20 protein-coding genes are annotated in these 20,525 nt (G+C 59.0%); 9 read left to right on the forward strand and 11 right to left on the reverse strand.

Features of this window, described 5'->3' with window-relative positions:
- Nucleotides 1–5 precede the first annotated feature (5 nt).
- Nucleotides 6–443: a GNAT family N-acetyltransferase gene (locus Q0899_RS03500; protein ID WP_299191102.1), complete on the forward strand. Its 438-nt coding sequence runs from the start codon at nucleotides 6–8 to the stop codon at nucleotides 441–443.
- Between the two features lie 624 nt (nucleotides 444–1,067).
- Complete coding sequence (locus Q0899_RS03505) at nucleotides 1,068–4,763, forward strand: vitamin B12-dependent ribonucleotide reductase (RefSeq protein WP_299191103.1); 3,696 nt, start codon at nucleotides 1,068–1,070, stop codon at nucleotides 4,761–4,763.
- A 336-nt stretch (nucleotides 4,764–5,099) separates the two neighbouring features.
- Here the strand turns inward: Q0899_RS03505 and Q0899_RS03510 are convergent, their stop codons facing one another.
- Both Q0899_RS03510 and Q0899_RS03515 read right to left on the reverse strand, forming a co-directional pair.
- Entirely contained in the window at nucleotides 5,100–5,318 is a 219-nt protein-coding gene (locus Q0899_RS03510) for a hypothetical protein (RefSeq protein WP_299191104.1), read from the reverse strand.
- The gene (locus Q0899_RS03515) at nucleotides 5,305–6,459 is read right to left on the reverse strand and encodes an aromatic ring-hydroxylating dioxygenase subunit alpha (protein WP_299191105.1); all 1,155 of its coding nucleotides are present in this window, start codon (nucleotides 6,457–6,459) and stop codon (nucleotides 5,305–5,307) included. The genes Q0899_RS03510 and Q0899_RS03515 overlap by 14 nt, the downstream gene beginning before the upstream one ends.
- Before the next feature lie 377 nt (nucleotides 6,460–6,836).
- Here Q0899_RS03515 and Q0899_RS03520 point away from each other — a divergent pair, with 377 nt between their 5' ends.
- Complete coding sequence (locus tag Q0899_RS03520; RefSeq protein WP_298291589.1) at nucleotides 6,837–7,073, forward strand: hypothetical protein; 237 nt, start codon at nucleotides 6,837–6,839, stop codon at nucleotides 7,071–7,073.
- Nucleotides 7,074–7,358: 285 nt separating this feature from the next.
- On the opposite strand, the gene ilvN is transcribed toward Q0899_RS03520, so the two are convergent.
- From ilvN to Q0899_RS03540, 4 genes are read right to left on the reverse strand one after another with little or no spacing between them, the layout of a single operon-like run.
- Nucleotides 7,359–7,922, reverse strand: coding sequence for an acetolactate synthase small subunit (gene ilvN / locus Q0899_RS03525; protein ID WP_298291583.1), 564 nt, complete (start codon nucleotides 7,920–7,922; stop codon nucleotides 7,359–7,361).
- Between the two features lie 34 nt (nucleotides 7,923–7,956).
- Nucleotides 7,957–8,436 (reverse strand): hypothetical protein, encoded by a 480-nt coding sequence (locus Q0899_RS03530; RefSeq protein WP_299191106.1) that lies wholly within the window; start codon nucleotides 8,434–8,436, stop codon nucleotides 7,957–7,959.
- Between the two features lie 17 nt (nucleotides 8,437–8,453).
- On the reverse strand, nucleotides 8,454–8,717 hold the full coding sequence (locus tag Q0899_RS03535) for a hypothetical protein (RefSeq protein WP_299191107.1): 264 nt from the start codon (nucleotides 8,715–8,717) through the stop codon (nucleotides 8,454–8,456).
- Nucleotides 8,718–8,755: 38 nt separating this feature from the next.
- Entirely contained in the window at nucleotides 8,756–10,513 is a 1,758-nt protein-coding gene (locus Q0899_RS03540) for an acetolactate synthase 3 large subunit (protein WP_299191108.1), read from the reverse strand.
- A 295-nt stretch (nucleotides 10,514–10,808) separates the two neighbouring features.
- Here Q0899_RS03540 and Q0899_RS03545 point away from each other — a divergent pair, with 295 nt between their 5' ends.
- The 3 genes from Q0899_RS03545 to Q0899_RS03555 are packed head-to-tail and all read left to right on the forward strand — an operon-like array spanning nucleotide 10,809 to nucleotide 11,926.
- Nucleotides 10,809–11,192 carry a VOC family protein gene (locus tag Q0899_RS03545; RefSeq protein ID WP_299191109.1) on the forward strand — a complete coding sequence of 128 codons (384 nt, stop codon included), beginning with the start codon at nucleotides 10,809–10,811 and terminating at the stop codon, nucleotides 11,190–11,192.
- A gap of 18 nt (nucleotides 11,193–11,210) precedes the next feature.
- The gene (locus Q0899_RS03550) at nucleotides 11,211–11,561 is read left to right on the forward strand and encodes a Lin0512 family protein (protein ID WP_299191110.1); all 351 of its coding nucleotides are present in this window, start codon (nucleotides 11,211–11,213) and stop codon (nucleotides 11,559–11,561) included.
- Complete coding sequence (locus tag Q0899_RS03555; protein WP_298291569.1) at nucleotides 11,558–11,926, forward strand: Lin0512 family protein; 369 nt, start codon at nucleotides 11,558–11,560, stop codon at nucleotides 11,924–11,926. The genes Q0899_RS03550 and Q0899_RS03555 overlap by 4 nt, the downstream gene beginning before the upstream one ends.
- On the opposite strand, the gene Q0899_RS03560 is transcribed toward Q0899_RS03555, so the two are convergent.
- Genes Q0899_RS03560 through Q0899_RS03570 form a run of 3 tightly spaced genes read right to left on the reverse strand, consistent with a single transcriptional unit; the run spans nucleotide 11,919 to nucleotide 14,471 of the window.
- The gene (locus tag Q0899_RS03560) at nucleotides 11,919–12,341 is read right to left on the reverse strand and encodes a hypothetical protein (RefSeq protein WP_299191111.1); all 423 of its coding nucleotides are present in this window, start codon (nucleotides 12,339–12,341) and stop codon (nucleotides 11,919–11,921) included. The genes Q0899_RS03555 and Q0899_RS03560 overlap by 8 nt on opposite strands.
- Nucleotides 12,342–12,399: 58 nt before the next feature.
- Entirely contained in the window at nucleotides 12,400–13,035 is a 636-nt protein-coding gene (locus Q0899_RS03565) for a response regulator transcription factor (protein WP_298291563.1), read from the reverse strand.
- On the reverse strand, nucleotides 13,032–14,471 hold the full coding sequence (locus Q0899_RS03570; protein ID WP_299191112.1) for a cache domain-containing protein: 1,440 nt from the start codon (nucleotides 14,469–14,471) through the stop codon (nucleotides 13,032–13,034). The genes Q0899_RS03565 and Q0899_RS03570 overlap by 4 nt, the downstream gene beginning before the upstream one ends.
- Before the next feature lie 221 nt (nucleotides 14,472–14,692).
- On the opposite strand from Q0899_RS03570, the gene Q0899_RS03575 reads away from it, so the two are divergent.
- The 3 genes from Q0899_RS03575 to Q0899_RS03585 all read left to right on the forward strand — a co-directional run bounded on the left by Q0899_RS03575 (nucleotide 14,693) and on the right by Q0899_RS03585 (nucleotide 19,206).
- Nucleotides 14,693–15,778: an ABC transporter substrate-binding protein gene (locus tag Q0899_RS03575; RefSeq protein ID WP_299191113.1), complete on the forward strand. Its 1,086-nt coding sequence runs from the start codon at nucleotides 14,693–14,695 to the stop codon at nucleotides 15,776–15,778.
- Nucleotides 15,779–15,912: 134 nt separating this feature from the next.
- The gene (locus Q0899_RS03580; RefSeq protein ID WP_299191114.1) at nucleotides 15,913–16,839 is read left to right on the forward strand and encodes a TRAP transporter small permease subunit; all 927 of its coding nucleotides are present in this window, start codon (nucleotides 15,913–15,915) and stop codon (nucleotides 16,837–16,839) included.
- A gap of 12 nt (nucleotides 16,840–16,851) precedes the next feature.
- Nucleotides 16,852–19,206, forward strand: coding sequence for a TRAP transporter large permease subunit (locus Q0899_RS03585; RefSeq protein WP_299191115.1), 2,355 nt, complete (start codon nucleotides 16,852–16,854; stop codon nucleotides 19,204–19,206).
- A gap of 63 nt (nucleotides 19,207–19,269) precedes the next feature.
- Here Q0899_RS03585 and Q0899_RS03590 read toward each other — a convergent pair whose 3' ends face one another.
- Both Q0899_RS03590 and Q0899_RS03595 read right to left on the reverse strand, forming a co-directional pair.
- Nucleotides 19,270–19,659 (reverse strand): VOC family protein, encoded by a 390-nt coding sequence (locus tag Q0899_RS03590; RefSeq protein WP_299191116.1) that lies wholly within the window; start codon nucleotides 19,657–19,659, stop codon nucleotides 19,270–19,272.
- A 10-nt stretch (nucleotides 19,660–19,669) separates the two neighbouring features.
- Nucleotides 19,670–20,491 (reverse strand): arginyltransferase, encoded by an 822-nt coding sequence (locus tag Q0899_RS03595; protein WP_298291545.1) that lies wholly within the window; start codon nucleotides 20,489–20,491, stop codon nucleotides 19,670–19,672.
- Nucleotides 20,492–20,525: the final 34 nt, after the last annotated feature.

Genomic DNA, 20,525 nt, shown 5'->3' on the forward strand with positions numbered 1-20,525 from the left:
TCGCGATGCCGGATCGGATACTGCGACGTGCTGACCTGAGCGACGCGGACGCCTTGGTTCGCTGCATTGACGCGGCCTATGCCGTTTACGCCGACACCATCAAAGATTTGCCGGACGTATCAGGTGGCGTGGCGGGTGATATCGAAGACCACATCGTGTTTGTGGCCGAGCAGGCCGGACGGGTCGTTGCCGGTCTGGTTCTGATGCTGGGCGAGGACTACCTGAAAGTTGCAATTCTGGCGGTGCACCCTGATGCGGGTGGCCGGGGGCTTGGGCGGGCGCTGATGGCGCGGGCGGCATCCGAGGCGGCGTCGCGTGGTCTGGCGCAGCTGCGATTGGCGACCCATGTGGCGATGCCAGGCAATGTCCGGTTCTACAGCTCCATGGGCTGGGTCGAGGACGGTCGGGCCGGAAACACCGTCATGATGCGCAAGGATCTCTGAGCGCGGCGGGCCACCGTGATTCTAGCTCGGACACCATATCTAGTCATTTCGGGTGTCAGAATTCTAAACCGTGTAGTTTGAAACCGGGCTGCGGCTTTCGCTTGGCGGCAATATGGTAACGGAAATGTAACACCGTCTATATCTGGTATGAGTTTCTTTTCGTCCCACCATAGAGCCGAAAAACCTGTGAACGAATCTGTGGATCGTTCAACCGGTTTTGAAGGTCAGTCGGGTAAGTGGGCCTGTTTTATTTGTTTTTTTCCACAGGGGGCGTGGTTAACAAACGGTTACTGATCTGTGGGTAGTGTCTGGCCGTTCTGACTTGTCGAAAGGTCAACAAAAAAATCCGGCATAGCATGGTAAAAATTCCGTTGACGGTGTGGGGGCATATCCTTCAGGTTGTGCGGGCTGATAAGGCGGCCACCACATGTTGTGTTTTTTTTGGTGGCGACAGGGACGGGACGAAAAAACCTAAACATGTGAGCGCCGCAACAGGCGCCATGCCTGCATCACTCGTGCAGGCCGTAGGTATCCTCACCCCTAACGATTGCGCGGCCCGCGTTGAGGCAGGCCATTGATTTGAAGACACGGGCGGAAGCCACGCAGGTAGGGAACCAAAGACCGATGAAAATTGACCGTAAGCTGACGCAGGCAGGCAAAGACGCATATGAGGCGTTGGAATTCACGATGACCGCATCGGAAATCCGCAACCCGGACGGGACCATTGTGTTCAAGCTCGACGATGTGGAAGTGCCCGCGACTTGGAGCCAAGTGGCCTCGGACGTGATCGCGCAGAAATACTTCCGCAAAGCCGGCGTGCCTGCGCGGTTGAAGAAGGTCAAAGAAAAGGGCGTGCCTGCCTTCCTGCAACGCTCCGTCGCGGACGAAGCTGCGTTGAAGAAAGTACCCGAAGATCAGCGCTTTAGCGGCGAAACCTCAGCCAAACAGGTGTTTGACCGTTTGGCGGGCGCCTGGTGCTACTGGGGCTGGAAAGGTGGCTACTTCACCACTGAGGCCGACGCGCAGGCCTATTACGACGAAATGCGCGTGATGCTGGCCAAACAAATGGCCGCTCCGAACTCTCCACAATGGTTCAACACTGGCCTACACTGGGCCTATGGCATCGACGGTCCGGCCCAAGGCCACCACTATGTCGATCATGAGACGGGGAAATTGACCAAGTCGAAATCCTCCTACGAGCACCCGCAGCCCCACGCCTGCTTCATTCAGTCGGTCAGCGATGATCTGGTGAATGATGGCGGTATCATGGATCTGTGGGTGCGCGAAGCACGGCTGTTCAAGTATGGCTCTGGGACAGGGACCAACTTCTCCTCGCTTCGCGCAGCAAACGAGCCTTTGTCAGGTGGCGGCAAGTCGTCCGGCCTCATGGGGTTCCTGAAAATCGGTGACCGGGCAGCCGGCGCGATTAAATCAGGCGGGACAACCCGTCGGGCAGCCAAAATGGTGATCGTGGATGCCGATCACCCCGATATTGAAGAGTTCATCGACTGGAAGGTGCTGGAAGAGCAGAAAGTGGCGTCCATCGTCGCAGGCTCCAAGATGCACGAGCAGAAGCTGAACGAAATCTTCAAGGCGATCAAAGCTTGGGACGGCAAGATCGAAGACGCGGTTGACCCGAAGGCCAACGAGACGCTGAAAGGCGCGATCCGCGAAGCCAAAAAGGTAGCGATCCCAGAGACTTACGTCAAGCGCGTGCTGGATTACGCAAAGCAGGGCTACACCTCGATTGAGTTCCCAACCTATGACACGGATTGGGACTCGGAGGCCTACAACTCGGTGTCCGGCCAGAACTCCAACAACTCGATCCGGGTCACGGACGCCTTCCTTAAGGCTGTTGAAAACGACGGCGACTGGGAGCTGATCTCCCGCACCAATGGCGAGACCACGAAAACCATCAAAGCCCGCGACCTGTGGGAAAAAGTGGGCCACGCGGCCTGGGCCTGTGCCGATCCGGGTATTCAGTACCATGACACCGTGAATGACTGGCACACATGCCCCGAAGATGGCGCGATCCGTGGGTCGAACCCATGTTCCGAATACATGTTCCTGGACGACACGGCCTGTAACCTGGCCTCGATGAACCTGCTGACCTTCTACACAGACGGCAAGTTCGACGCCGAGATGTACATGCACGCCACACGTCTTTGGACCGTGACGCTGGAAATCTCCGTGATGATGGCGCAATTCCCATCGCCAGCGATTGCGCAGCGGTCTTATGACTTCCGCACGCTGGGTCTGGGCTACGCCAATATCGGCGGGCTGCTGATGAACATGGGCTACGGCTACGATAGTGCCGAAGGCCGCGCGATGTGTGGCTCGCTGACCGCGCTGATGACGGGTGTGTCTTACGCGACCTCCGCCGAGATCGCCAAAGAGTTGGGGCCGTTTCCGGGCTACGCCAAAAACGCCGACCACATGCTGCGCGTCATCCGCAACCACCGCAACGCCGCGCATGGCAATGATGACGGCTATGAAAAGCTGGCCACCAACCCATTGGCGCTGGATCACGCATCCTGCCCCGACCAAGACCTCGTCAAGCTGTCTATGGCGGCTTGGGATGAAGCACTCGAGCTGGGCGAAAAGCACGGCTACCGCAACGCACAAGTCTCGGTGATTGCACCGACCGGCACAATCGGGCTGGTCATGGACTGCGACACCACCGGGATTGAGCCGGACTTCGCTTTGGTGAAGTTCAAGAAGCTGGCAGGGGGCGGTTACTTCAAGATCATCAACCGTTCCGTCCCGGCGGCGCTGGAGACTTTGGGCTACACATCCTCCCAGGTGGAAGAAATCGTCTCCTACGCTGTCGGCCATGCGACGCTGGGCAACGCGCCGGGGATCAATCACACATCCCTCATTGGGCACGGGTTTGGCGAGGCCGAGTTGGCGAAGATCGAAGCGGCATTGCCGTCAGCTTTCGACATTCGCTTTGTCTTCAACCAATGGACCCTGGGCGAGGAGTTCTGCACCGGCACGCTGGGCATCCCGGCTGAGAAGCTGAACGACCCGGGCTTCGACATGCTGACGCATCTGGGCTTCTCGAAAGAGCAGATCACATTTGCCAATGACCATGTTTGCGGGACCATGACGCTGGAAGGCGCGCCGCATCTGGAAGAAAAGCACTATTCTGTCTTCGATTGCGCCAACCCATGCGGCAAGATCGGCAAACGCTACCTGAGCGTGGACAGCCACATCTACATGATGGCCGCAGCGCAGAGCTTCATCTCCGGCGCGATCTCCAAGACGATCAACATGCCGAATGACGCGACCATCGAGGATTGCCAGAAGGCTTATGAGCTGAGCTGGTCCCTTGGTGTGAAGGCGAACGCCTTGTACCGTGACGGATCGAAGCTGTCGCAGCCTCTGGCAGCAGCCTTGGTTGAGGATGATGACGAGGCGGCTGAGGTGCTGGAAAGCGGCTCGCCCATGGCGAAAGCCGAGGTGCTGGCTGAGAAAATCGTTGAGAAGATCATTATCAAAGAGGTCGAGAAGGCGCAGGCCCGCACCCGCATGCCGCATCGCCGGAAGGGCTACACCCAGAAGGCCAATGTGGGTGGGCACAAGGTTTACCTGCGCACGGGCGAATATGAGGACGGCCAATTGGGTGAGATCTTCATCGACATGCACAAGGAAGGCGCAGGCTTCCGCGCGATGATGAACAACTTCGCAATCGCGGTCTCAGTCGGTCTGCAATACGGCGTGCCGCTGGAGGAGTTCGTGGACGCCTTCACCTTCACCAAGTTTGAGCCTGCGGGCATGGTGCAAGGCAACGACTCGATCAAGAACGCGACCTCCGTGCTGGACTACATCTTCCGCGAGCTGGCGGTGTCCTATCTGGACCGCACCGACCTGGCACATGTCAAACCCACCGGCGAGACATTCGACGATCTTGGTCGCGGCGAAGACGAGGGCAAAGTGAACATCGCTGAATTGGGCGAGAACGCGGCGTCGAAATCGCTGGAAGTGCTGAAGCAGATTAGCTCCACCGGCTACCTGCGCAAGCGGGTTCCTTCTGAACTGCGTGTATTGCAAGGCGGCATGGGCGCGACGGCGTTGGACACGTCGGCGGATCCGGTGGCGGCATTGCAGACCTTGGTGCCAGAAGTCAGCACGCAAGCGCCGCTACAAACCAGTGCGTCCGCGGTGACGTCCGGCTCGGTGTCGATGTCGGCGCGCGACAAGGCGAAGATGCAAGGCTACGAGGGCGAAGCTTGCGGCGAGTGCGGCAACTACACGCTCGTGCGCAACGGCACCTGTATGAAATGCAACACCTGCGGCGGCACGTCTGGGTGTAGCTAAGAGGTAAAACTCTTCCTTCGAAGAGTTTTAGGATAAGAATTTTCGATCGAAAATTCTTGCAACGAGATACAGGGGCGGGTGAGCCCGCCCTTGGACGAGGATCAGGCCGCAGGCAATTAAGATACCGGGCGGTACTAACGATGAGCCTGATCAGCGAAACTTACGGGGCACCTTTGGGTGCCCCTTTTTCTTATGGTGCATGGGTTGAGAGGCGAACTCCGCCAAAATCTGCGATTTTCACTCTGTTCTTGGACGTCGCGTTTCTGCGAAACGCAACGGAGATCAGCGAAACTTACGGGGCACCTTCGGGTGCCCCTTTTTCGTTTGGCGCGCTGGTCAAGTGTCCCGCTTCATCTCTACGAGGCGCGCCTTGATATCTGCTGCACGGGCGTCGCCGGCTTCGAGCGCGAAGACGTAGGCGTGGGTGAGGTAGAAACCGGTTGCTTCCTCCGTTGCGGCGGTATCAGCCGCCTCGATATAGAGGTTGATCAGGGCAGGGCGGTCGTCTTCGGCATGGGCCGCCAGTAGTCGGGCGTCCAGCTCACTCGGCGGCATGGGCCTGCTTTTGTCGGTGGTCGGAAATGCGGGCTGCTACCCATGCGTGGAAGCAGTGGGTGGGCCCGTCCATCGCCGGAGAAAAGCGGCCACCGTCAAAGCCGGGGCCATAGCGGCCCTTTTGCATCCCTTCGACAACGAAGATGTCTTCCTCGAACACCTCTTTCCATTGTGCTGTGTTCTTTGCGCGCATCGCGTCATCCACTTCAGGGGCGGCGTAATAAAGGTGGATATGCTCGGTCGTTTCGTTCACGGCCTTTGGCTCCAGCACAATCGCGAAGGCATGGTCGCGTTGTGCTCCCAACAAAACATTGGGATAGACGGTGATGTATTCCGCGCCCTGATCCCATTTGTCACTGAGGTCCGCGAAGTCGGGGAACCGTTGGCCGTTCTCGCCTTCGAACTGGCGGTAAACCAACGTGCCCTGGCCCGAGTATTTGCCCGGCTCTTCGATATGATAGTGGTCTTCAAGACGAGAGTAACTGTTCAGCCCGGGATGCACCCAAGGCAGGTGGTAGCTTTCGCAGTAGTTTTCCACGGCCAGCTTGTAGTTGGTCGTGACAGATAGTTGGAATTGGCTATCCGCGCCGCCATGATACATCGGCTGGTCAAACTCCGACCAGCGGGCGATCAGGTCGGCATGCATGTCCTCAAAGGCGGCGGCCTGGCCATCTACATTGATGAAGACCACGTCGCGCCAGATATGGGAGCGGATCTCTATCAGGCCGAGCGTGTCGCGGTCCATGTCGGGATGGGCGTTTTGGCCCGGGCCGCCAACGTGCGGCGTGGCGACCAGTTTGCCTTTGGTGGAGTAGCACCAGGAATGATAGGGGCAACGGATCGCGCCTTCGATCTTGCGCGGCTCGGAGACCAGGATCATGCCGCGATGCCGGCAGGTGTTTTGGAACACGCGGACCGCGCCGTCCTTGTCGCGGATCAAAAGCAGCGGCAGCCCGAGGAACTCGATAGGTTTGGCATCGCCATGCTCTGGCACATCGGCTCCGACCGCGAGGCCCGCCCATGTCGCGTAGAGCACCGCATCGCGTTCCTCAGTAAAGACTTTCTCGTCAATGTAATGGGCGTTTGGCAGGCCGTTGGCTTCGGCCACGGGGCGTTGAACGGTGGACAGGTCGGTTGTCATGGGCGCGGCTCCGAGTTGGGCAGAACGTGACCCAGCGTGGCACGATTCGAGCAGGGACGGGTTGTCGCACCGCGACAAAGGTTTTCTCACTGCGACTCATTCCGGGTCAGATCGGCGCAGAGGCGAAGTGCAGGATTTCCGCCTATTGGCCCGTATTTCATGCGTAGAACTCTGCCGATTAGGGGGCTGGGCCATTTCCGAACGGTTTTTGGGCGGCTCTGCGCTGCACCCAAATCGCAAAAATGGCGGCGGTTTGCGGTTTTTGGGCCCAAGCGCAAACACCCCCTGACAGCGGGCGGGCGGGTGCACATGTTGACTCTCGAAGTCACCAAGCAGGTGGCCTCGTGACCCTAACTAACCACTCTAGGAGACCTAAAATGAAAAAGGTTCTGATCACGACGACTGCTGTTTTTGCCCTGTCCGGTGCTGCGTTTGCGGCCCTGGTCGATGTTGATACGGACGGCGACGGCGTTGCGTCCTTCACCGAGATGCTGGCCGTGTACCCCACGCTGACCGAAGAGGGCTTCGGCGCGATTGACACCAATGGCGACGGCGTTGTGGACGAGGCAGAGATGACCGCAGCCCAAGAAGGCGGCCTTATCCCCGAGGCTTAACGCGGGGCGTCTCTCCTCCCAAATGGCTGACACCTCCTCACGGGACATATCAGCCAAAGGGCGCGCCGTTCTGCTTTCGATGATCTGCCTCGGGTAAAGCACCGGCGCGCCTGTCGGCACCGCTACCCAAGCGCGCTGTCGGGCAGCACTGTTGGGCCTGTCCGTCCTTCCCGGGCGTATCCGCCCCTTCCAGACTGGATGGGTTCGGGGAATTTTTTGGCAAGCCCTTCGAGGCCAGAGCCGGGATCAACCCGCTCTGGCCGCCGCTGTTTCTGATGTCGCTGCTTACTCGTGGCCGCGTGACAGGGCCGCGACGCCGGTGCGGGCGACCTCGACCAGACCCAAAGGGTGCATCAGGTCGGCGAAGGCGTCGATCTTCTCGGACGTGCCGGTCATTTCGAACACGAAGCTTTCAAGCGTGCTGTCGACCACGTTGGCGCGGAAGATTTCGGCCAGACGTATCGCCTCGATGCGTTTTTCGCCGGAGCCCGCGACTTTGAACAGCGCCAATTCGCGTTCCACGCTGGCGCCTTCCTCGGTCAGGTCATGCACGTCATGCACCGGCACCATGCGGCCAAGCTGCGCTTTGATCTGCTGGATCACCTCAGGCGTGCCGGTCGTCACCACAGTGATGCGGGAGCGGTGCCCCTCGTGGTCAATCTCGGCCACGGTCAGGCTGTCGATGTTGTAGCCGCGCCCCGAGAAAAGCCCGATGACGCGGGCTAGAACCCCCGCCTCGTTGGTGACGATGACGGCCAAAGTGTGGGTTTCGATGACATCGGCGTTGGGGTCCTTCAAATCATAGGCGGATTTGCGGGACGTGCCCTTTTTGATGTTGAGCGGGGACATGGATTAACCCTCTTTCAATTGGTCTTTGCGGGGATCAAAGCCGCGCGGTTGCATCGTAAAACCCGGTCCCGTCGACATAATGTAGGCCTTTGGACGTCGCATGGAGCCAATCGAGAAATGGCTCCAGGTTGCGGGCGAGTTGTTCGTCGGACTGGTCCTCGGCGGCGATTGCCAGAACCAGAATTTCGGTTGTCTTGTTCAGCTCGGCAATGAGTTCGGGGGAGCCGCCGGCTTTTTGCGTCTTGGCCAGTTCGATCTCTTGCGCAAAAACGGATGCACCGGATTCGCCGTCAAACCCTTTGGCGGTCTGCATGGCGGTGTAGAGTTCGAACTGGATCAGGTCTTCGCCATCCAGAAACACCTCGCCATAGACGGGCGAGGCGTCCTCGCGTTCTTCCACATCAACGGTGTAGTCGACTTTTAGGTCGCCCAGCGCCACCTCCCAGATCGCGGGATCTGGAAGGCCGGTTTGGCCGAAGAAGTAGATGTTTTGCGACATTAGAAGCGCCACCATCTTGTGTTCAACATTTGCTAACGCTCCTCCTTCATGGGCCGATCACCAAAGAACACAATCGAGATAATGAGGACAGCTGCGGCTACCGGCGCGTTAGCAATTACGTAGAAGTAGAACGGGTGTCCACCATACAACTCTATGGGTTCCCAGCCTTGTGGCGTGGCTCCGTCAAGGATCGCCGCAGCCAATAGCGCGACAGCGATCGCAATAACTCTGCTGACGACAGGCAGCTTCATTAAACGGACCAAAACAAGATAGATGAGGTAATGAATAATCACCATTCTTGTCGTGGCCAGAATGTAGAAGCTAACACTCAAAGTTACACCAGAACCGCACCGGAGGACCCGATGGCGTCTTCGACGCCCGCGTCGCCCAGCAGCATTTCGTTATGCGGCGCGCCTGACGGGATCATCGGGAAGCAGTTCTCGTGCTTTTCAACCAGACAGTCGAAAATGACCGGGCCATCAAAGTTCAGCATCTCCATGATCGCGTCATCCAAATCCGACGGGTCGGTGACAGTTATGCCTTTGGCACCAAAGGCTTGCGCCAAGAGCATGAAGTCGGGCAGGGCCTCCGACCAGCTGTGGGAGTAGCGATTGCCATGCAGCAGGTCCTGCCATTGACGCACCATGCCGAGCCGTTCGTTGTTCAGGATGAACTGCTTCACCGGCAGGTTGTACTGCCGCGCGGTGCCCATTTCCTGCATGTTCATCAGCCAGGACGCTTCGCCCGCGACGTTGATCACCAGCGCGTCCGGGTGCGCCACCTGCACACCAAGCGATGCGGGCAGGCCGTAGCCCATGGTGCCAAGTCCGCCGGAAGTCATCCAGTGGTTCGGCTGCTCAAACCCCAGATACTGCGCGGCCCACATCTGGTGCTGGCCCACCTCGGTGGTGATGTAGCGGTCCTTGCGGTCTTTGGTCAGCGCCTCAAGGCGCTGCAATGCGTATTGCGGTTTGATCACCTTTTCAGAGTTTTTGTAATCAAGGCAACGGATTGCGCGCCATTGTTCAATCTGCGCCCACCATTTTTTCAAGCCTTCGGCGTTGGTCTTGCGGCCGCGCGATTTCCAGACCCGCATCAGGTCTTCCAGCACATGGGCCACGTCGCCAATGATCGGGATGTCCACATGGATCACCTTGTTGATCGAGGACGGGTCGATGTCGATATGCGCCTTTTTGGATTTCGGGCTGAACGCGTCGATCCGGCCGGTGATCCGGTCGTCAAACCGCGCGCCGATATTGATCATCAGGTCGCAGCCATGCATCGCCATGTTGGCCTCGTACAACCCGTGCATGCCCAGCATGCCCATCCACTGTTCACCAGACGCAGGATATGCGCCAAGACCCATCAGCGTGGAGGTGATCGGGAAGTTGGTTTCCTTGGCCAGATCGCGCAGCAAGGCGGTCGCACTGTCACCGGAATTGATCACACCGCCGCCGGAATAGATGATCGGGCGTTTGGCGGTCTCCATCAGCGCGGCCAGTTCAGTGATCGCATCAATATCGCCTTTGACTTTGGGCGCGTAATGCCCGGTAGAGGCCTTGTTCTTCTCGGTATACTTGCCCTTGGCGAATTGCACGTCCTTGGGGATGTCGATCAGCACCGGGCCGGGGCGGCCGGAGGTGGCAACATGAAACGCCTCATGCACGACATTGGCCAGCATGTCAGTGTCTTTGACCAGGTAGTTATGTTTGGTGCAGGGGCGCGTGATGCCGATGGTGTCGGCCTCTTGGAATGCGTCGGTGCCGATCATGAAGGTAGGCACTTGCGCGGACAGCACGATAATAGGCACCGAATCCAGCAACGCATCGGTCAGGCCGGTCACCGTGTTGGTGGCACCGGGGCCGGACGTCACAAGCACAACGCCGGGCTTGCCGGTGGAGCGTGCATAGCCTTCCGCCGCGTGGGCCGCGCCCTGTTCGTGGCGCACAAGGATGTGCTTGATCTGCTCTTGCTGGAACAGCTCGTCGTAAATCGGTAGCGCAGCACCTCCGGGATAGCCAAAGATCGTGTCCACACCCTGATCAATCAAGGCTTGGACGACCATTTCCGCTCCGGTCATTTGACGTGTCATGCTGCTGTTCTCCGTTTACGTCTTTTTCTCTTCACCCACAAAAAAGCCCCCGTTCTTGGCGGGGGCGCATGGTTACCGTTATGGTTGCCGGATTACCGACCCATGCGCTGATATCCGACAATGACTAGTACCGATGCCATGTTGGCCTCCTTCGAGAGTGCCGAGACACTAACAGCCCCTTAGGGGGCGTCAACAGTCAAAACGCTGAATAATCTGTCGTGAGGGTGGTTTTTGTTGTATTTTTGTTGCGTGACTTCGGCTGAATGCAGAAGAACACGAAAAATGGAGGGCCAAAATGGCTGAAATGACCCAGATAACCCCGTTTCTACTTTGCGCAGATTTCGAGGCGGAGTTGTCCTTCTTCGAAAACACGCTTGGATTTACTGTCGGATTCACGTCGGAAGAACCTGACTACGCGTTCCTTCGCCGCGACAATGTGGCGTTGCGCATCCTGAAAGCGGGAGATGATGTCGATTGGCTGGACCACAAGGACAAGCAAATGGTCTACATTGATGTGGACGATGTCGATGGGCTCTATGCTGAGATGAAACCGGCATTGGACAAGTTGCCGAAGGACCGGGTGAACCCGCCATTTGACCGATTCTACGGGCAGCGCGAATTTCATGTCCGTGACGAGGGGCCGTATTTACTAATGTTTGGCCAAGGCATATCCACCTGACAAACAGGAGGGCGCCGCATGGCCAAGACACGGATATTGAACGAGTTCGGCATGGGCTCGTCCCTGCGCCGCACGGATTACACTGAGGCCGCGCTGCGGGCCATCAAGGATGCGCTGTGGCACAACTCGGTCAGCGTGGCCCCGGCATTCGGGTTCCCCAGGGAGGCGATGCTGATAGATGTGGAGGTCGGCGTTCAAGAACCAGACCGTGTGGACACATCAAAGCTTATGGACGTCTTCCCCTATGGCCAGCCCAACATCAACGTCGTCAAAGGTGGCCTGGATGTGGCCAAGCCTGACGGGTCGGGTGTCACCGTGATCGCCAATGCCGCGATTTGCGTCAGCTTCGATATGGAGGCGGCGTCATGAGCGAGGAAAGACTGATCCTAGAGATGGGCATGGGCAACGACCTATACGGCATGGATTACACCAAGGCCGCCAAGCGGGCCATTCAGGACGCGCTGCATCATTCGTCCATTGTGATGTTCAAATCGCTTGGCATCAGCCACGAGGAAATGCGGGTGCAGGTCACAATCGCGGTGCAGGAGCCGGACAAGCTGGACATCGCAGCGCTGACAGCGGAGCTGCCGCGGGGCAGGGCGGAAGTCACCGGCGTCCATGGCGGACTAAACGTGCATGATCCGGATAACGACCAGACCCATGTGATCGCCACAGCCGCGGTCGAGGCCTATGTGCCGATGGACAAAACCAAGTGGAAACTGTCGTCTAGCTGATCGCGCCCTTGGTCTTGAGCCAACGGGCATAAAGCCAGAGTGCAACCGCGACTACAACGATCAGGGCGGTGAAGTAGATGGCTTCCTGTCCAACCATTTCGTGCATCTTGGTTTCCGCCAGAAAGAAGTTATGCGTGAAGGTGACGAGCATGGCGATGATCGAGACGGTGTAAACCGCAACGGAAAGTCCTGAGCGGAAGATGAGCAAGAGCGAGCCCAGGACTGCAGACCAGACGGCAGTGGCCCAACAGCCTTGAACCCAAGCGGGGAAGCTGTCGAAATAGGCCCGTTCCTCGGCGGTGAATTGCGCCAGATAAGCCTCGTTCTTGGTCTGCGTCATGACGTAATCAAACGCGCCGCCGGCGTTCCAGAGCAGCGCCAACACGCCTACCAAAATAATGATCCAGGGTTTCATACGATCCTCCACTTTTGCGCAAGTCTAGCAACGCGGGGCCGATTGACCAAACGCGGTGCTAGAACTCTGCACCTGTGCCTTGCAGCACGCCGTGCTCCATCGCATAGCGAGTCAGCCCGGCGGTCGAATTGATGCCCAACTTGCGTTTGATATTTTTTCGATGCGTTTCAACGGTGTGGACGGATATGTTCAGCTCTCCCGCGACTTCCTTGTTGGACTTGCCTTGCGCCAGTTGCAGCAAGATCGTCTGCTCGCGCGCCGTCAGGATGTCTTGGCCAGCATCAGGTGTCAGCGCGCCGGTGGCGCCGGTGCATAGATAGGTCTCGCCTTTCATGACTGTCAGGATTGCCGTGTGGATTTCCTCCGTTGGCACGTCCTTCAGAATGTAGCCACGTGCGCCATGGCGCATCGCGGTCGAAACGTATTCCGGCGCGTCATGCATCGACAGGATCAGGATGCGGGTGTCGGGATCGCGCTCCAACAGGATCTCGGTCGCGGACAGCCCGCCAAGCTGCGGCATGTTGAGATCCATCAAGATCACATCGGGGTTCAACGTGCCGACTTGATCGACGACCTCCTGCCCGTTGGACAACGTGCCGATGACCTCGATCTCGTCATAGCTTTCCAAGATGGCGCGAATGCCGTCAGCGACCATGGGGTGGTCGTCCACGATGAGCACTCGGATCGGGGTCATGCGGTTTTCCTGTCAGTCGTTGGGGCAGATTTGGATGTTGCTTTGGTCTGGGGCGGCAGCATGTGGCTGAGCGGCACGGAGGCCTCGATCGTGGTGCCTTGATCCGTGCTGAGCACGCGCAGCGTGCCGCCAAGCTGGTCAATGCGTTCCTGCATGTTGCGCAGCCCCAGACCGCCGGCGCGCCGGTCGCCCGCAATGCCGGTGCCATTGTCCTGGATGCGCAATGTTGCGCCGCGCCGGTGGCCGAACACCTCGAGCGACACCTCGCTGGCCTCCGCATGGCGTTCGACATTGGTCAACGCTTCCTGCGCAATGCGGTAGAGCGCAATTTTGGCGTCCTTGTCCAACCGGTTGCGGAACACCACCGTTTCAAAATGCGTGTCGGTGCCGGTGCGGGCCTTGAAGTCTTCCATCAGCGACTTCAGGGCGGGGCCAAGACCCAAGTCATCCAACACACCCGGGCGCAGGTCAGCAGAGATGCGGCGTACTTCGTGAATAGCGTTGGTCAGCCCGTCGATTCCCTTGTCGATATCGCCCTCAGCGCGCGCGTCTTTGGTGCTGACCCGCTTGCGGGCCAGTTCCAACGTATAGCGAATACCGATCAGGATTTGGCTAATAGAATCATGGAGTTCCCGGGCGACCCTGCCACGCTCCTCTTCTTGCGTGTCAAAGATGCGTTCGGTTAGCGCCTTCAACTTGCTGTCGGCCAGCTTGCGTTCGCGCAGGTTCAAAAGGATGCCGGTGATAAACACCGCCAGCAACGCCGCGATGGTGATCAGCGCAATTTGCAGGAAGGTCTGGCGGATGCGCGCCTCGGTATTGGCGCGGGCGGCAGCGACCGTGGCCAGCACGTCGTCGATGAAGATGCCGGTGCCCAGCGCCCATTGCCAATCCTGCAGGCCGATTTGGTAGGTCACGAACCGCGCGGTTTCTCCGGTGGAGGGCTTGGTCCAGTCGAACGTATGATAGCCGCCGGCGCGGGCCGTTTCGATGATCTTGTCGGTCACCGGCACGCCGTTGCGGTCGGTCAAGCCAGACCAATTCTCGCCGATGAGAAAGGTCTGCCGCGGGCTGACGAGGTTGTTGCCGCCGTAGTCATACACAAAGAAATAACCATCCTGACCGTAGATCATCGCCGACAGGATTTGGGTGACCTCCAGCTTGGCATCCTCATCGTCGGGCAAGGCGTTGCCATAGATAGGCCCAATAGCGGTGCGCGCCAGACTGAGGTAGTTTTTCAGCTCGGCCTTTTTGGCCTCGATCAGCTGGGTTTCCAGCTCGCGTATCTCGGTTTCGGCCAATTGGCGCGACTGGTTGGCCACCACCAGCGAGATGGCAGCGACGGCCAGCACAAGCGGTACGGTCGCCAGAAGGAAGACCTTCTGGCCGTAGCTCAACGCGAAACGGTCGCGCCACAACTGGCCCCGATTGATCATAGCGAATCGACCATGGGGCAGGGGCCGGACCGGGTCAATCGCGACAGTTGGGTACGTATTCGCCCAATTTTCGGGCGCTAACCGCAAAATTCGTCCGTTTCCTACCCGCCAGTGGGTATAGCATCCGCCGCGCGGCGTGGTTAAGGTCGCCTCACCGTAACGATCCGTCCTGTCGCGTGTGTTTTGCGCCGAGGGGATGAAAACTTTGGGAGGAGACACCTATGGATCGTCGTTCTTTTCTGAGAACTTCTGCACTGGGCGGCACCGCCGCTGCTGCTGCATCCACGCTGGCCGCACCTGCTTACGCAGCGGGCCACCGTACACTGACTATGGTCACCACATGGGGCCGCGGCCTTGCTGGCGTTTTTGACGCTGCTGAAAAAGTGGCCAACGACATCAACGCCATGTCCGACGGCACACTGACGGTTGAAGTGAAAGCCGCAGGTGAGTTGGTTGGTGCGTTTGAGGTGTTTGACGCCGTGACCGCCGGTCAGGCCGACATGTATCACGCCGCTGACTACTACTTCGTGGGTCAGCACCCAGGTTACGCGTTCTTCACCTCCGTGCCATTCGGCATGACGGCGCAAGAGCTGCTGAACTGGTATCACCACGGCAATGGTGCCGCGATGCATGACGAGCTGGGCGAAATCTTCGGCCTGAAATCCTTCCTGGCCGGTAACACAGGCGCTCAAGCCGGTGGCTGGTTCCGCAAGGAAATCAACGGTCCTGAGGACTTCAACGGCCTGAAATTCCGTATGCCTGGCCTGGGCGGCAAAGCCTTGGGCAAACTGGGCGCATCGGTTCAGAACCTTCCGGGCGCTGAAGTGTACCAAGCTCTCGCCTCCGGCGCCATCGACGGCACCGAGTGGATCGGCCCATGGGCTGACGAGAAAGCCGGTTTCCAGGAAATCACCAAGACCTACTACACCGCTGGCTTCCACGAGCCGGGCGCTGGTCTGTCTCTGGCAACCAACCGCGACGTCTTTGACGAACTGACGCCTGCGCAGCAGAAGATCATCGAAGTAGCTTCGGGCAACACCCACCAGTGGAACCTCGCACAATTCCTGAACAACAACGGCGCAGCTCTGCAGCGTTTGCAGTCGGGCGGCGTGAAGGTTCTGGAATTCCCAGACACCGTTTGGGACGCGTTCGGCAAGGCTTCTGCGGAAGTGCATGCCGAAAACCTGGGCGACGAGCTCTACAAGAAGATCCACGACGACTATCAGGCGTCGCTGAAAGCTTCTTCGGGCTGGATCGACCGTGCAGAAGGCGCATACCGCGCCCAACGCGACCGCGTTCTGGGCTAAGGCCTGATTTAGATCAAAGTCGGGGCCGTCCTGCCGCGTTAGGACGGCCCCGACATTCAGCTGCATCGGGGACAATGCGGCTCACGAATTCGGGCAGGCCGCCAATGCGCCGCCCACCACGGGGGGAGAGACCTATGCTGGACTTCATCGTCTGGTTTTTCACCAATATTTTCAAGGCTTTCTACAACGTCTTTTATGCCGTCACCCATCCGGATCTTTGGCTGTCATGGGTGCCCTATATCAACCAGTCGATCCCCGAGGTTGAGCAGAAACAGGCCTTGATGCGGTTTGTCTATTACGGCGGGTCGGTCGAATTTTTCTTCGCCATTTTCGCCGCGTTTATCGTGCTTACCATTGTGGGTTTGTTGAACAATCGCTTCATGTGGGGCTGCGTGCAGCTGCTGGAGGGCTTCGCCAATTCGGTTGGCCGCGTCTTCGCCTGGGCCGGTCTGATCATGGTGCTGCAACAGATCGTCATTATCTTCATCCAGCGCATCTTTGCGCGCGCCGAAATCTCTATGGGTTTCGGCATGAGCTTCTCCAAAGACATCAGCTGGTGGGCGGAGGAGCTGAAATTCTACAACGCCTTGGTGGTTTGCCTGTGCTGCACCTACACCTTCGTGCAAGGCGGCCATGTGCGCGTTGATCTGGTCTATTCGGCGGTCAAATACCGCACCAAGAAGGTGATCGACATGTTCGGGGCGATCCTGTTCATGATGCCCGCCGCCGTGCTGACCTGGATGTATGGCTGGTACTTCTTGTGGCGCCACCTGATCACGCCAAAACCGTCCGCGTCTGACAGCCTGGATCGGCTGATCACCAAAGCCCGCGCGGTGCGTTGGAACGTGGAAACCATTGGTTTCTCACCCAACGGGTTCAACGCCTATTTCCTGTTCAAGATCCTGCTCTGCGCCTTCACCGCCATGGTGTTTTTGCAGGCGATCGCGTTCTTCTACCGCTCCTATCTGGAGTGGAAGGGCGGGCCGGAGGCCGAGGGCAAATATCTCGACAAAGACGTGCTGGGCGACGACGACGCCGAGCTAGTCGCAGAAATTCACTAAGGGGCGCTGAGCATGTTTTTAGGATTAGACGGCGTCGAAATTGGCCTGATCATCGTGTTCCTGTGCCTGTTCGCGGGGATCCTGTCCGGCTTCCCTGTGGCCTTTGCCATTGGCGGTTCTGCGGTGATTTCCTTTGGAATCATTGCGGCTCTGGACAGCGGCGGTTTGCTGATACACCAGGCGATTGACACCAACGCGCCCGAATATGCGGCGCTGATTGCGGAAGGGCTGAAGGCCGAGACCATATCAGTGTTCCGATACCCCGATTTGCCGAGGATCGCCGAGCCGGTCTTCAAATCCGGCTGGGAATCTGCGCTGGACCGCAACGTCTCCTTCATTGTGAACCGCATGAACGAACGGGTTCTGGCGGGCGCCTCAATCGAGACGCTGCTGGCCGTGCTGATGTTCGTGTTGATGGGCATCACGCTTGAACGGTCGAAAATCGCCAATGATCTGCTGACCACTATGGCACGCGTGTTTGGGCCTTTGCCTGGCGGTCTCGCCGTCTCCGTGGTTGTGGTGGGTGCGTTTCTCGCGGCTTCCACTGGCATTGTGGGCGCGACCGTGGTGACCATGGGGCTGCTGTCGCTGCCCACCATGTTGCGCAACAATTACTCGCCCGAGCTGGCCACCGGCGTGATCGCCGCGTCCGGCACGTTGGGGCAGATTATTCCGCCCTCGATCGTGATCGTGCTTCTGGGCACGCTGGCAGGCGACCTGTATTCCGCCGCACAAGAGGCGCGCGCGCAAGAGGTCGGCTGCTCGGACGCGCTGACCTATCTGGGCGAGCCTGCCGTTGTTTCGGTGGGTACCTTGTTCCAGGCGGCGTTGTTGCCGGGTATCCTTCTGGCGGTGCTGTACGGCCTCTATGCCTTCGGCTACGCGCTGGTAAATCCATCCAAAGCGCCAGCCGTCGAAATGGGGTCCGCAAATGGCGAGCCGATCGCCAAATCCGAGGCGCTGACATGGTTCCTGTTTGCCCCCATCGGGCTGATCGCGGGTCTGTTCTTGTTGCTCAATGTGGGCGTCATCGGCAGCCAAAATGTGGGTGTCGACAGCTTCTCTGACGCGGGCCAATCTGCGTCACTGCGCACCAACGTATCGGACAGCTGCCAAGAGGCGATGATCGACCTGCACGGCATCGAGGCATGGGAGGCCGCATTGGCCGAGCAAAAAGTCATCGACGACGCGGGCGGGGTGCAACAATCAGTCAAGCTGACCGAGGAAGAGCTGAAAGCGGCTGTTCTGGCCAAGATCGATAACGCCGCGCCGATTGGCACCGGCCTTGCGGTTGGCTTCCTGCTGATGGCGCTGGTCTTCACCACCGCGCGCGGGGTGTCGCCGTCGTCAAACCCCGTCCCAATTCTGGTGGGCTTTGGCGGTATCGTGTTGGGACTGCTTATTGATACGTTGCTGGTCAGCCCGGTCACGTCACCAGGCAACACCTTCCTGTTGATGATCATTCCGCTGGTCATGATCGGCTACGGGGTCAGATACGCGTCCGCGGCGCTGGGACGAAACGAGCTGTTGCGCGTGGTCTTCCCGCCATTGGTGCTGATCGTGGCGGTGCTTGGCTCCATCCTTGGCGGCATCACCAACCCGACGCCGGCGGCGGCCTTGGGGGCAGGGGGCGCGATCATGCTCGCCGCCTACCGCAAGCTGCAGGACAATAACCAGTCGGGCCGCATCATCCTGATGGCCACTTTCGCGGTGATCATCATGATCCTTGTGGGCGTGAACTTTGATCTGCGCGTCAATATCGACAGTGTCAGCTTCGAAAACATGGTGGCCTTCCTCGTGGCCAAGTCTGCGTATCTGTTCGCCATGTTCGGCATCTTCTTTGGCTGCTGGGTGTTGTTCTCCAACGGCGTCTTGTCACCGGTCGTGCGCGAGACGGCGAAGGTGACCAGCATGGTGTTCACCATCCTGATCGGCTCCCAGCTGCTGAACCTTGTGGTCATCTCCTTTGGCGGTGAGCATTACATTCAGCAATTCCTGCGCAGCTTCGACAGCGAATTCCGGGTGTTTATCATCGTGATGCTGGTGCTGTTCGTGCTGGGCTTCGTCTTGGACTTCCTGGAGATCATCTACATCGTGATCCCCATCGTGGGCCCCGTGATCTACGGCGGCACGATGGATCCGAAATGGGTGACGATCATGATCGCGGTGAACCTGCAGACCTCGTTCCTGACGCCGCCCTTCGGCTTCGCGCTGTTCTACCTTCGAGGGGTTGCGCCGAAAGAGGTTACCACAGGCCATATCTACCGCGGCATCATCCCGTTCGTGGGCATTCAGGTGGTGGGTCTGGTCTTGCTGTGGATGTTCCCGGCGGTGGTCACCATTGTGCCGAACCTGATCGGCCGCTAATCCCCGGGCTATGAAGGCATGACGGGCGGTTCGCGGTATGCGCGGGCCGCCCGTTTTCATTGGTTAGGTGAGCTGCAACAGATCCCAGCGGTTGCCCCAAGGGTCGCGCCAGACCGCGACTTTGCCATATGGCTCGCTGCGCGGGGTCTCCTCGAAGGTGACGCCTGCGGCCATCATCCGCGCGTAGTCGGCATCAAAATCATCGCTGTGCAGGAAGAAGCCCACACGACCGCCAGTTTGTTTGCCAATGGCGGCCTGTTGTTCGGCGCCGTCAGCGCGGGCGAGCAGGATGTGACACGCAGCATCGGCCGATGCGGCGATTAGCACCCAGCGCTTGGCCTCGGACAGCTTGGTGTCTTGAATGAGGGTAAAGCCCACCTTGCCCACATAGAACGCAATCGCGGCGTCGTAATCCGGCACCACCAGCGTGAATGCGTGCAGGCTGAGTGCCACCCTTACCGGCTTACGGGGCGCGGGTGTCGGGAAGGGTGATGCGCGCGACCTGTTCGGCAATCGGGTCAACCGCCAGCGGGTGCGTTTCCGCCGCGTAGTCGTCGCCATCCTTGATGCCGTGCCAATCACCGGCGCGGAACACCTCGAGGGCAGAGAACCCGGCCTTGTAACCCATCTTGGGTGATCCCGGCACCCAATAGCCCAGATAGACGTAAGGCAATCCGGCTTCCTGGGCGATGCGCACATGGTCGAGGATGATGTATGTGCCCAAAGACTGACGTGCGAGGTCTGGGTTGTAGAAGGAGTAGACCATCGACAACCCGTCATCCAACACATCTGTCAGGCAGGTGGCGATCAGCTCTTCGTCGTCGCCGGTACGGTCCCAATATTCGATCACGCGGCTTTTGACCGGCGTTTCCTCGATCATGGCGGCAAACTCGAAGATATCCATGTCTGCCATGCCGCCATCGGCGTGGCGCGATTCAAGGTAGCGGCGGAACAGGTCGTATTGCTCTTCGGTGGCCCAAGGGCTGGTCGCCTCGCGTTGCAACACGCGGTTGCGTTTGAGGATGCGGCGCTGCGATTTGGACGGTTCAAAATCGTCCACCCGGATGCGCGCCGACAAACAGGCCGAGCATTCGGCGCAGGACGGGCGGTACAATACGTTTTGCGAGCGGCGGAAGCCTTGCTTGGACAGCGTGTTGTTCAAGGTGGTGGCGTGTTCGCCTTGAAGCGCGGTGAACAGCTTACGTTCCCGCCGCCCGTCAAGATACGGACAAGCTTGTGGCGCAGTTACATAGAACTGCGGGGCAATGGGGAGCGTATGGCGCATGTAAGTCGGTTTGTCCTCGGTTTGTGCAGAGCCT

Source organism: uncultured Litoreibacter sp. (genome assembly GCF_947501785.1).
Lineage (GTDB): Bacteria > Pseudomonadota > Alphaproteobacteria > Rhodobacterales > Rhodobacteraceae > Litoreibacter.